12 protein-coding genes and 4 tRNA genes are annotated in these 12,124 nt (G+C 44.6%); 4 read left to right on the top strand and 12 right to left on the bottom strand.

The annotated features are described in order from the left end of the window. The first annotated feature begins 104 nt into the window (after window positions 1–104). A complete protein-coding gene (locus XDD1_RS06395) occupies window positions 105–920 on the top strand; it encodes a pyridoxal phosphatase (RefSeq protein WP_045969689.1) in 816 nt (271 codons plus the stop codon). A 75-nt stretch (window positions 921–995) separates the two neighbouring features. Here the strand turns inward: XDD1_RS06395 and modC are convergent, their stop codons facing one another. The 4 genes from modC to XDD1_RS18770 all read right to left on the bottom strand — a co-directional run bounded on the left by modC (window position 996) and on the right by XDD1_RS18770 (window position 3,887). After that, window positions 996–2,060, bottom strand: coding sequence for a molybdenum ABC transporter ATP-binding protein ModC (gene modC, locus XDD1_RS06390; RefSeq protein WP_045969687.1), 1,065 nt, complete (start codon window positions 2,058–2,060; stop codon window positions 996–998). Further along, window positions 2,054–2,746 carry a molybdate ABC transporter permease subunit gene (gene modB, locus XDD1_RS06385; RefSeq protein WP_045969685.1) on the bottom strand — a complete coding sequence of 231 codons (693 nt, stop codon included), beginning with the start codon at window positions 2,744–2,746 and terminating at the stop codon, window positions 2,054–2,056. The genes modC and modB overlap by 7 nt, the downstream gene beginning before the upstream one ends. 17 nt (window positions 2,747–2,763) lie before the next feature. Further along, on the bottom strand, window positions 2,764–3,534 hold the full coding sequence (gene modA, locus XDD1_RS06380; protein WP_045969683.1) for a molybdate ABC transporter substrate-binding protein: 771 nt from the start codon (window positions 3,532–3,534) through the stop codon (window positions 2,764–2,766). A gap of 212 nt (window positions 3,535–3,746) precedes the next feature. Beyond that, window positions 3,747–3,887: an AcrZ family multidrug efflux pump-associated protein gene (locus XDD1_RS18770; RefSeq protein WP_071827244.1), complete on the bottom strand. Its 141-nt coding sequence runs from the start codon at window positions 3,885–3,887 to the stop codon at window positions 3,747–3,749. Between the two features lie 291 nt (window positions 3,888–4,178). Here XDD1_RS18770 and modF point away from each other — a divergent pair, with 291 nt between their 5' ends. From modF to gpmA, 3 genes are all read left to right on the top strand, one after another. Continuing rightward, a complete protein-coding gene (gene modF, locus XDD1_RS06375; RefSeq protein WP_045969681.1) occupies window positions 4,179–5,663 on the top strand; it encodes a molybdate ABC transporter ATP-binding protein ModF in 1,485 nt (494 codons plus the stop codon). A gap of 158 nt (window positions 5,664–5,821) precedes the next feature. Next, window positions 5,822–6,649, top strand: a complete 828-nt coding sequence (locus tag XDD1_RS06370) for a CPBP family intramembrane glutamic endopeptidase (protein ID WP_045969679.1) — start codon at window positions 5,822–5,824, stop codon at window positions 6,647–6,649. Between the two features lie 236 nt (window positions 6,650–6,885). Continuing rightward, complete coding sequence (gene gpmA, locus XDD1_RS06365) at window positions 6,886–7,638, top strand: 2,3-diphosphoglycerate-dependent phosphoglycerate mutase (protein WP_045969677.1); 753 nt, start codon at window positions 6,886–6,888, stop codon at window positions 7,636–7,638. Window positions 7,639–7,725: 87 nt separating this feature from the next. Here the strand turns inward: gpmA and aroG are convergent, their stop codons facing one another. The 8 genes from aroG to pal form a co-directional block, all read right to left on the bottom strand. Further along, window positions 7,726–8,778, bottom strand: a complete 1,053-nt coding sequence (gene aroG / locus XDD1_RS06360) for a 3-deoxy-7-phosphoheptulonate synthase AroG (RefSeq protein WP_045969675.1) — start codon at window positions 8,776–8,778, stop codon at window positions 7,726–7,728. A gap of 257 nt (window positions 8,779–9,035) precedes the next feature. After that, entirely contained in the window at window positions 9,036–9,758 is a 723-nt protein-coding gene (pnuC, locus tag XDD1_RS06355) for a nicotinamide riboside transporter PnuC (protein WP_045969673.1), read from the bottom strand. A 361-nt stretch (window positions 9,759–10,119) separates the two neighbouring features. After that, window positions 10,120–10,259 (bottom strand) — tRNA-Lys (locus tag XDD1_RS19360). Window positions 10,260–10,290: 31 nt separating this feature from the next. Next, window positions 10,291–10,430, bottom strand: a tRNA-Lys gene (locus XDD1_RS19355). Between the two features lie 31 nt (window positions 10,431–10,461). Continuing rightward, a tRNA-Lys gene (locus XDD1_RS06335) sits at window positions 10,462–10,537 on the bottom strand. Window positions 10,538–10,568: 31 nt separating this feature from the next. Next, a tRNA-Lys gene (locus XDD1_RS06330) sits at window positions 10,569–10,644 on the bottom strand. 156 nt (window positions 10,645–10,800) lie between these two features. Further along, window positions 10,801–11,577, bottom strand: a complete 777-nt coding sequence (gene cpoB, locus XDD1_RS06325; protein ID WP_045969671.1) for a cell division protein CpoB — start codon at window positions 11,575–11,577, stop codon at window positions 10,801–10,803. 9 nt (window positions 11,578–11,586) lie between these two features. Continuing rightward, complete coding sequence (pal, locus tag XDD1_RS06320; protein ID WP_045969669.1) at window positions 11,587–12,090, bottom strand: peptidoglycan-associated lipoprotein Pal; 504 nt, start codon at window positions 12,088–12,090, stop codon at window positions 11,587–11,589. Window positions 12,091–12,124 lie beyond the last annotated feature (34 nt).

Here is a 12,124-nt window from a genome sequence, read left to right as displayed (position 1 = left end):
GATTCTTGAAAAGATTTGTCGGCTAAACTGCCCATATAACAGTTTATTATGTTCAACTACCGTATAATATTTGCCTATATCATAGACAACCCAGAGGCCAACCCATGTCATATCGCGTTATCGCGCTGGATCTCGATGGAACACTGCTTGATCCACAAAAACGTATTCTGCCAGAATCACTGGCGGCCCTAAATGAAGCCCGCCAGTCAGGAATCAAGGTCTTGATTGTCACCGGGCGCCATCATGTCGCCATCCATCCTTTCTATCAAGCGCTGCAACTCGATACGCCTGCCATCTGTTGCAATGGGGCTTATTCATATGATTATCATGCAAAGAAAGTCTTGGCCTCAAATCCACTCTCTATTCAAGAAGCCTCCCAAGTACTTTCCTATCTGCAAGACACGGAAATTCAGCATCTGATGTATGTTGATGATGCTATTTTATATCAATTTCCTCACACTGTAGCCCAAACTCTGGCCTGGTCGGATTCCCTGCCTGAACACCAACGCCCCAATATCCGGCAAACCGGAAATTTCCAAGATGCTATCCATAATGTGGGAGCTATCTGGAAACTCGCCACCAGCTCATCCGATTTAGTGAAACTGCGGGAAATTAGCAAGCAAATTGAGGAGAATCTTGGCCTTGAGTGTGAATGGTCATGGTTTGATCAGGTCGATATCGCCAAAAAAGGCAATAGCAAAGGTATGCGGCTGCAACAATGGGTCGAATCGCAAGGCATGAGCATGCAAGAGGTGATTGCTTTTGGTGATAATTATAACGATCTCAGTATGCTGGAAAGCGTTGGGCTGGGCGTTGCCATGGGGAATGGCGTCGATGCCGCCAAAGCGCGGGCGGATATTGTCACACGGGATAATACCCAGCCCGGCATCGCTGAAATCCTGCGAAAATATGTGCTGTAATGACCTTTGACATCCATTCAATGGGAGCAAATCCGTCCACGGCTGTGCTCCCTATTAACCTAACTTTCTACCTGTTCATAAGGGGCGATTTAGCGAAATACTCTTTATCTGTGCATATAACCATTGCCCAGCCCGCAGATTAAGCTCTTCCCGTGCCCAAGGGGTGATTCTCGCCCATAAACTATGTTCATTCAGCGCCAGCTTGACATCGACCTGACCATTATCCTCAAAAAACTCAAGGACTTTGACTTGCAAAGTATTACGGATGCTGCTGACTTTTGGTGGCTCCAGCACTAAGGAAACGTCTGAGGCATCAATGCGGATATGCAGATCCGTTCCCGGAGAGGCATTTATTTGCGGTAACCAAAGGAGTTTATCCGCCACCGCGACGGCGGTCATGTGATAACGCTGATGATGTTGCATAACCGAAACTTTCAGGATGCTGCCCAGACTCTCTTTTTGCAGCCACGGACGCAGTACACTGCTCGACCAAACCTCTTCCAAGGTTCCTGTCGCCCGGATTTTTCCCTTGTCCATGACAATAACATTATCTGCCAGACGTAAAATTTCATCCAAACTGTGACTCACATACAGGATCGGGATTTTGACGTCTGCGGATAATTTTTCGAGATAAGGTAATAACTCGCGCTTACGGGGTAAATCTAATGATGCCAGTGGCTCATCCATCAACAGGAGTTCAGGGGCGGTCAGCAATGCCCGGCCAATCGCTACCCGCTGTTTTTCTCCACCCGATAATGTGCCGGGAAAACGTGACAGTAAATGTTCAATCCCTAACAGGCTAACGATGCTGTCAAACTGCGGTTTCATCTCTGGTGCCATGCCGTATTGTAAATTTCCCTTCACACGATAATGCGGGAACAGGCGTGCATCCTGAAAAACATAACCAATTCGGCGCTTTTCTGGCGGCAAAAAGAGGTTGCGTTCCGTATCCACTAACGTAGAACCGTTTAAAACAATGCGGCCTTGTTGTGGGCGGCTCAATCCCGCAATCACATTGATCAGTGAGGTTTTTCCTGCCCCCGAAAGCCCAAAGATGGCGGTGATGCTTTCTGTGGGCAACGTGGTATCAAGTTGCATATGCAGCTCACCCAAGCGCTGTTCAAAATCCAGTTCTAACATGCCGCCCCCAAACGTTTTCTGCCCCAACGTGTCAGCCATTCGGACAGCATCAATGAAATCAGCGCCAATGCAATCGCGATAACGCACAGGCGGGCGGCAGCGGCTTCAGCACCCGGCATTTCCAGCAATGTATACATGGCAAGAGGAATGGTTCGGGTTTCCCCCGGAATATTCGATACAAAGGTAATGGTGGCGCCAAATTCCCCCAGCGAGCGGGCAAACGCCAATACCGCTCCCACAATAATGCCGGGTAATGACAACGGCAGGGTAATGGTAAAAAAGACTTTAAGTGAACCCGCGCCCAACGTACGGGCGGCCTGTTCCAAACGCTGATCGATGCCCTCCAAGGATAACCGAATAGCCCTGACCATCAGCGGAAAAGCCACCACCGCCGAAGCTAATGCCGCTCCTGTCCAGTTAAAGGTAAAACTGACACCCAACCAGTCATAAAGGAATTCACCAATGACTCCGCGGCGCCCCATGCTAATCAGTAACAGATATCCCACCACCACTGGCGGTAATACCAGTGGCAGATGGATGATACTGTCAAGCAGGGATTTTCCAAAAAACTGGCAACGGGCCAGCATCCATGCCATTAATATCCCGAATGGCAAACTGAATAACACCGCAATGCCTGAGATTTTTAAGCTCAGTAAAATTGCCTGCCATTCATATTCACTTAACATCTCCAAAAGATCAGTTCCTACAGTGGAGTAAAACCATAGCGTTTAAAAATAGCCGCGGCTTCAGGGGTCTCAAGATAGTCATAAAAGTCGCGCACAGCCTGTTTTTCATGACCTTTAACGATTGCAATCGGGTATTCCACTGGTTTATGGCTTTCCGATGGGAAAACACCCACCACTTTCACTTTATGGCTGGCAACGGCATCAGAACCGTAAACAATGCCCAACGGCACCTCGCCCCGCTCGACCAGTGCCATGCCACTACGCACATTGTTAGTTCGCGCCATCAGTGGATTAACCATCTCCCACGCATGCAAATATTGCAGTGATTCTTTGGCGTAAATACCCACCGGCACATGATTGGGATCACCCACCGCTAAACGCCCTCCTGCCAGCAAGGATGCCCATTTTGTTTCCCGGTTGATCGCCACTTTATCCAGTTTGCTCTCTTTAGGCGCAATCAGGACAAGCTGGTTACCCAACAAGGTATGGCGGGTATTCTCAGCCATTAATTGTTTATCAGTCGCGTAATTCATCCACTGCTGATCGGCAGAAATAAAAATATCCGCCGGTGCACCCTGTTCTATCTGACGTGCCAGTGTCGAGGATGAAGCGTAGGAAGTCACAATATCGCCCTGCTTCTTTTGGTTATACAGTGCCGCAATATCATCCAAGGCATTGGTTAATGAAGCCGCCGCAAAAACTGTCACTTTATCTGCTGCCGAAACATTTCCGGCCAGCGCAAAAGATACTACAGCCCCTGTCAGCAACGGATAAACGTTCTTTTTCATTTTATACTTACCTAAGATAATCAATATGGTACGTTGTATATAACAAGATACTACGTTAAATGAAAATGCTATCCTGAGATTAATCGGCAGGTTGTGAGCCAGTTTTAGTTTTTATGTTAATTTTAATGCAAGGATTACATCTGGCAGGGATTAAAGATGAAGAGAAAGTGGAATTGATTACCCGGATAACCGGGTAATGGAAATCACAAGGTTCAAGGCTGTTGGCGAGTATTTTCTGTTTTGGAGATCATATTGAACACGCCCCCCAACCCGTAAATCAACGCCAAAATAGCGGCCATCACCACGGGGACCATAATCAGCGCAAATCCCAAACTTTTAAGCAATTCAAACATGCTAACCTCATATCCTTAGTGACTAACAAATTAACTGCGTCATATCTGAATTTGACACAGACGGCAACCTCATCATTCTAGACAATAAAACAGTAACAGTAATCGACGAAACGTGCGATTTTTATTGTTCAATCCGGATATCTGCGAACACTTCCATAAAACGATTTTACAAGAGTGTTATCAGGTGACAGTCCGCAAGCCTGAATAACAGACTGCGACACATTGACATTACACATGATTCCGCTTATTTCTGGTGATCCTTTGGTTAATGTTGCTTAAAAAGGAAAAAGAATGTCTGAGTTGCAAATAACGCAAGCGAGTTTCCGTTTAAGTGACACCCGTATCCTACGGCTACCGTCACTGAAAATTGTTTCCGGGGAAAGTTGGGCCTTTGTGGGCGCAAACGGCAGTGGAAAATCTTCGTTAGCCCGTGCCTTGTCGGATGAGTTAATTCAACTGGCAGGTGAACGTCATTGCTCTTTTCGCTCCCCCATCCGTCTCTCTTTCGAACAATTGCAAAAACTGATTGATGAAGAATGGCAACGCAACAATACCGATTTGCTCAGTGAAGGAGAAGAGGATATTGGGCGCACTGCCGCAGATATCATTCAACTTTATCGTAAAGACAATGAGTTGTGCCTTGAATTAAGCGGGTATTTTGGCATTAAGGACTTGCTTTCACGACGATTCAAATATCTCTCAACCGGAGAAGTGCGTAAGGTGCTGCTGTGTCAGGCATTGATGGCAAACCCTGACTTGCTTATCCTTGATGAGCCTTTTGATGGCTTAGATCCTTATGCACGAGAACAACTTTCCCAATTATTGAGCACCTTGGCGGCAAAAGGTATTACTCTAGTTTTGGTCTTGACCCGCTTCCATGAAATTCCTGATTTTGTCGAACAAGTCGGTGTATTGGCGGATTGCCATCTGACGCTGGCCGGAAAAAAAGCGCATATATTGGCAGAATCGCTTGTGGCGCAGTTGGCTCACAGCGAAAACCTGCAAAATATTCATCTGCCCGAAACGGATGAATACCGCTCTGACGAGCAACTTCCGGCTGATCAACCCTTGGTATCAATGCGTAATGTTGTTGTCCAATACAATGACCAACCCATTTTGCACGGCCTGAGCTGGCAGGTAAATCCCAATGAGCACTGGCAGATTATCGGTGAAAATGGAGCCGGAAAATCGACACTGCTTAGCCTGATTACCGGCGATCACCCTCAGGGTTACAGCAATGAGTTAATCTTATTTGGTCGTCAACGGGGAAGCGGCGAAACGATTTGGGATATTAAACGCCATATTGGTTATGTCAGTAACAGTATTCATCTGGAATATCGTGTCAGTACCAGCGTGCGAAATGTTATCCTTTCAGGCTTCTTCGATTCGATAGGATTGTATCAGGCGGTTTCAGATCGGCAGCAACAATTAGCTGATGAATGGCTGGATTTATTGGGGTTATCTGGATCAACGGCGATTAGCCCATTTCATAGTTTGTCATGGGGACAGCAACGACTGGTTTTGATTGCCCGCGCGCTGGTGAAACATCCGGCTTTATTAATCTTAGATGAACCCTTGCAAGGGCTTGATCCCCTAAACCGCCAGTTAGTCCTGCGTTTCATTGATATCATGATTTCTCATGGTGACACGCAGCTTCTGTTTGTTTCTCATCATCAGGAAGATGCACCAGAGTGCATTACTCATCGCCTGCGATTTATTCCTGACGGTGATATTTATCGGTATGAAACCGAGAGCGTTGCCTTAAAATCGCTGTAATCTTCTTATCCACAACCTTATTGCGATTCCCCTTGTGATAGAGGGGAATATTTTTTGATATTTTTGTTATTATTTTTGAATTTTTTAACCATTACTATAAAATCACCGCCTATTTTTAGACTATTTCATTGGTTTTTTCAAAGATAACAGGGAATTATATGGCTTGGGCATTTCTTGCCGTTTCATTGGCACTTTTAGATCGTCGCCAGAAAATTGCTTTTTTCATTGCGTTTTTCGCTATCATTGCCGGGATCAGCACTCACGTACTGACTTATCCGGCGATAATCACGCTGTCAGTGATGACGCTTTTAGGTGTGGCACACATTTATTGCCAAAAAAACAGCGCTCTCAGAGTTATCACAGAGTTGTTATTGCTCACTGGTGGTATTTTGCTGTTTATCCATTACATTCCAGGGTTCCATAATCTCAAATATCTGGATAAAGTGCAGGTCGGCCCGCTCAGTACACCTTTTTCAATGTATTTCAACTTTGACAAGGCGTTGCTGCCCTTCATCCTAATCTTCTGTATGCCGACTTTGTTCACCCGAAAACCGTTGGTTGAGGCACCGCCTCACGGATGGGCATTATTGATCGCAGCCATTCCAGCACTATTAGGGCTTGCGACAGCATTGGGTGGATTGTCCGTTGAACTCCATTTACCTAATTGGTTCCCTGCTTTTGTTATCGCTAATCTGTTTTTTGTTTCTTTGGCCGAAGAAGCGCTGTTTCGTGGTTATATTCAGCAAAAGTTAAGCCAATGGATGAATCCTTACTTAGCGCTTGTCATGACTTCCCTGCTTTTTGGTGCAGCCCATTTTGCCGGCGGTGGTTTACTGATGATTTTCGCTACACTGGCAGGGTTAATTTATGGTCTGACATGGTTGTGGAGTGGTCGTTTATGGGTCGCGGTAGCTTTCCATTTTTCACTCAATCTGATGCACCTGCTATTTTTCACCTATCCAATAAAATTGGCCATCATGCACTAAACTAAATTCCATTTAATCTGAATTGTCTCCCTCTATTTATCGGAAGACAATTCAGATCATAAACTCCCTGCTATCCCCTCAACCCTTCCAGATAGGTAACCGCCGTAATTATCACCAAACATGATTTAAAACAGAAGATACGAGACTATTGTTTGCCGTTTTGGTCTGTCGCGCCATATAATGCCCGCAGCGATCTTTTCATTTTGTATTAAAAAGTACTGATAGGAGTTTAAGCTATGGCTGTAACTAAACTGGTTCTTGTAAGGCACGGAGAGAGCGAGTGGAACAAAGAGAACCGTTTTACTGGCTGGACTGACGTTGAATTGTCTGACAAAGGCCGCTCTGAAGCACAACAAGCTGGCCAACTGTTGAAAGAAGAAGGTTTTGCTTTTGATTTCGCCTACACTTCCGTTTTAAAACGTGCCATCCACACTTTGTGGAACATTCTGGACCAAGTTGATCAGCAATGGCTGCCCGTTGAGAAAAGCTGGAAACTGAATGAACGTCACTATGGCGCATTGCAAGGTCTGGATAAAGCAGAAACCGCCGCTAAATATGGTGATGATCAAGTTAAATTGTGGCGCCGTGGCTTCGCGATTACACCTCCTGATTTGACCAAAGATGATGAGCGTTACCCAGGCCACGATCCTCGTTACGCAAACCTGAAACCCGAAGAACTGCCGGCAACGGAAAGCCTCGCAACAACGATTGAGCGTGTTGTACCTTATTGGGAAGAAGTTATCAAACCACGCGTCGCAAAAGGTGAAAAAGTCATTATTGCCGCTCACGGTAACTCCCTGCGTGCCTTGGTAAAGTATCTGGATAATATGAGCGAAGAAGAAATTCTTGAGCTGAATATTCCAACGGCTGTACCACTGGTTTATGAGTTTGATGAAAACATGAAACCTATCAAACACTACTATCTGGGCAATGCTGATGAAATCGCGGCAAAAGCAGCAGCCGTTGCCAATCAGGGTAAGGCGAAGTAATCCTTAAAGATCGCATAAGCCAAAAAGAAAAGAATGTTAAAAAGCCGGATTAATTTCCGGCTTTTTTTATCACGTCTTGACGATAAATCAGCTTCTGCGGCTCCGGACCGCCTGAGACAACTGGCGCAGTAATGTTTCTGTATCTTCCCAACCAATACAACCGTCTGTCACACTCTGGCCATAAACCAAAGGCTCACCACTCTCCAGGTTTTGATTCCCTTCAACCAGATGGCTTTCAACCATCACACCGATGATGGCATTTTCACCGCCTGCAATCTGACCACAGACATCCACGCCGACATCCATCTGTCTTTTGAACTGCTTCGCGCTGTTTGCATGACTGAAATCAATCATTACACGGGGAGCCAAGCCTGCTTTTTCCAGCCCTTCTTTAACTGCACTGACATGTTTGGCGCTATAATTAGGTTCTTTGCCGCCACGCAGAATAATATGGCAATCCTGATTACCGGTAGTATTAACAATTGCAGAATGGCCCCATTTCGTGACAGATAAGAAACAGTGCGATGAGCTGGCTGAACTAATTGCATCAATCGCGACTTTGATGGTGCCATCCGTGCCGTTTTTGAAACCCACCGGGCAAGACAAGCCGGAGGCCAATTCGCGATGAACCTGAGATTCTGTTGTGCGTGCGCCTATTGCGCCCCAGCTCATGAGATCTGCCAAATACTGGGGGGAAATCATATCCAGGAATTCACCTGCCGCAGGTAGCCCCATATTGTTGATATCAAGCAATAGCTTGCGGGCAGTACGCAATCCATCGTTGATATCAAAACTGCAATCCATGTTTGGATCGTTAATCAGCCCTTTCCAGCCTATAGTTGTGCGAGGTTTTTCAAAATAAACCCGCATGACGATTTCCAAATCTGCTTGTAGCTCTTCACGTAATTTATTCAAGCGCCCGGCATATTCTAATGCTGCTTGCGGATCATGAATTGAACAGGGACCAATCACCACCAGTAGACGATCATCTTCACCAATTAAAATATTATGAATAGATTCACGTGCCTTATGAACAGTAATAGCACTATCTTCTGTCGCCGGAAATTTTTCGAGTAATGCAACTGGTGGCAATAATTCTGTTATTTTTCTTATTCTTATATCGTCATTTTGGTAATTCATGATCCTTTCACCTAATGTGTTTACAGTTATTTGAACATAATTTTGTGATCTCAATCTAACGGTTAGGCGTTGTGCTGTAAATAATCTTTGTGTGTAAAAATAGGATTGTTTTTTTATAGAAAATACCGTTTAACATAAAAATGAAGTTAATTCAGATAAATGGATTCATAAGAAGAGAATATTTTGCGGTTAAACAGCAAATAACAGGCCACAGATAGATTAATTATCTATGGCCAATGATAAATTTTAATTTACATTTATTTTTGATCACCATCCGTTGTGTTTAGCTGTTTAGCAGATTTGATCCACAAACGGGTACCATTTAGGGCAATACCCGTTAAGATAACATATTGCAGCGACATCGCCAGAACACCTTGATGATAATAAATTACGATGCTGATAACATCGATAACGACCCAAATCAGCCAGTTCTCTACATGCTTACGTGTCATCAATATCATTGCCACTATAGATAACACTGTCATCACAGAATCCCAAAATGGGAAAGCATCGGGCTGTAAAACAGGCGAGGTAATATTAAAGCCTATTCCCTGTAGAACAAGCACCACCACTTTTGCCATATAACCAAATACTTGATCGATATTAAATGTCATCACCAATATGGCAAAGAGGGAAATCGCGGCAACAATAGCCATCTGTTTAAGGCTGAGCCACCGAATTTTAAGCGCTATTTGTTTTTGCTCATTGACTCGGCTCCAGGCAAACCAACCATAGATATTGGCCGCGAAGAAAAAGATTTGCAGAATGAGGCTGGCGTAGAGTTGAATTTGAAAGAAGATGACAGCGAATAGTGAGACATTAATTAACCCAAACAGGTAATTAATGATTTTCTCCTGACTAGCAAGCCAGATACATAACAAACCCGCTATCGTACCTATCGCTTCAATATACGAAAGGTTATAGCCGCTTGTTCCTAACGGTATATGTACTAATATGTTATTAATGTTGAAAAAATCCATGCTTTCTTATCCTTACCATAAATAATGTTTAGTATATCAATACAACAAACATGAAATTACAAGATAAATAGGCTATTTGACCCTCCTTTGTTTTACACACTAAACAAAATAGCTAATTTAAAGGAAAAAGTCTTTAGGTATTTTAAAGATTTTAAAAAATGATAAGGAAAAAATATGAAACTAGTAATCAACTTATTAAGTTAGTTTCTCTAGCGATTGGATTAAAGCGTTATCTAAGAAATGCTTACGCATCGTTGTCTCGCTTCGCTCGGCTCGAACCTGCGACCAATTGATTAAAGTCAACTGCTCTACCGGCTGAGCTAACGACCCATCTAAGACATATTTGAAGTGAGCATTTAGATGGTGGGTCGTGCAGGATTATTCGGCCTGCGGCCTCACCCTTCGGGCCGATGCTGTCGCATCGTTGTCTCGCTTCGCTCGGCTCGAACCTGCGACCAATTGATTAAAAGTCAACTGCTCTACCGGCTGAGCTAACGCCCCATCTAAGACATATTTGAAGTGAGCATTTGGATGGTGGGTCGTGCAGGATTATTCGGCCTGCGGCCTCACCCTTCAGGCCGATGCTGTCGCATCGTTGTCTCGCTTCGCTCGGCTCGAACCTGCGACCAATTGATTAAAAGTCAACTGCTCTACCGGCTGAGCTAACGCCCCATCTAAGACATATTTGAAGTGAGCATTTGGATGGTGGGTCGTGCAGGATTCGAACCTGCGACCAATTGATTAAAAGTCAACTGCTCTACCGACTGAGCTAACGACCCATCTAAGACATATTTGAAGTGAGCATTTAGATGGTGGGTCGTGCAGGATTCGAACCTGCGACCAATTGATTAAAAGTCAACTGCTCTACCGACTGAGCTAACGACCCATCTAAATCTGTTTGACAGTTATCCCTGCCAACGGCGGCATATATTACTGATTTCTCAGCATGGCGCAACGTTTATTTTAAAAAACTTGTTTAAGCGCTTATTAAGCAATCAATTATCCCCAAAAAGACCGATATCTGACCTTTCGGGGATAATTATTACATCCCAGAAAGTTTTTTCTCTGCCATTTTTGCCGCATTCGTACCAGGATATTGCTTAACCACCTGCTGATAAACCGCTTTTGCTTTACCCTTTTGCCCCTTTTCCTGCATGATTAAACCAACTTTATACAGGGAATCACTGCTTTTTTGTGACTTAGGATAATCTTTCACGACAGTAGCAAAATAATAAGCCGCATCGTCTTTCTTGCCTTTATTGTAATTTAACTGTCCTAACCAATAATTAGCATTCGGCAAGTACTTAGACTTAGGATAAGTTTTAGCAAAGTTTTGAAATGCGACTATCGCTTTATCATATTCTTTGGTGTTGATAGCCAAAGAAACGGCGGCATCGTAATCACCTTTCTCACTTCCAGTGCTCGCCGGCGCAGCGGATTGTTTATTTTCAGCTTGTGCCGAAGACGCTGCATTGCGATTTTCTGAGTCTGTATTCTCCGCACTTGATGGATTGGTGATTTTATCCAATTGCAGATAAAGATCTTTCTGCCGCTCAATGATCTGGTTTAATTGATACTGATTCTCCTGAATTTGACCACGGAGTGTATCGATATCACGTTGGGAATCAGAAAGTTGTTGCTGAAGCTGGGTTAATAATTGACTGTGAGCGTCAGAAATACGCTCTAATTGGGAGAGGCGCTCATCGGTGGAGCCTGAGCCGACATTACTGATTGGCGCTCGGGCAGTAGCGGCCCAAGGAGCCGCTACGCCAACCAATAACGACAGACCCAATAGATAACGTCTGAAGTTACTGTTCATGTATTACTCTTAGTATACGACCACAGCGCGACGGTTTTTCGCGTATGCTGCTTCGTCATGGCCAAGTACAGCTGGTTTTTCTTTACCGTAAGAAACGATAGCAAGCTGATCAGCAGTCACGCCTTTGCCTTGCAGATACATTTTCACTGCGTTCGCACGGCGCTCACCCAGAGCAATGTTGTATTCAGGAGTACCGCGCTCATCTGCGTGACCTTCGATAGTCACTTTAACAGATGGGTTAGTACGCAGGAATGCCGCGTGCGCATCCAGCATCTGAGCGAATTCGCTGTTGATATCATATTTATCGAAACCGAAGTAGACGATATTGTTGTTTTGCAGCTCTTGCATCTGCTGACGTGCTAATTCTTCCGCAGACAGTGCTGCTTTAGAAGAATTATCAACAGTGCCTACACCAGACTGATCATTATTGCCAGTTTTCTGAGAACTACACGCTGCTACGGCCATGATTGGTAAAGCTAACATCAGCCCTTTTAGCACTTTGTTCAGTTGCATCTCTTTGATCCTTTTATAGTTTGCCATACATATT

This window comes from Xenorhabdus doucetiae (genome assembly GCF_000968195.1).
Lineage (GTDB): Bacteria > Pseudomonadota > Gammaproteobacteria > Enterobacterales > Enterobacteriaceae > Xenorhabdus > Xenorhabdus doucetiae.
Note: the sequence above shows the minus strand (reverse complement) of the source record. Positions and strands in the feature narration are given on the sequence as shown.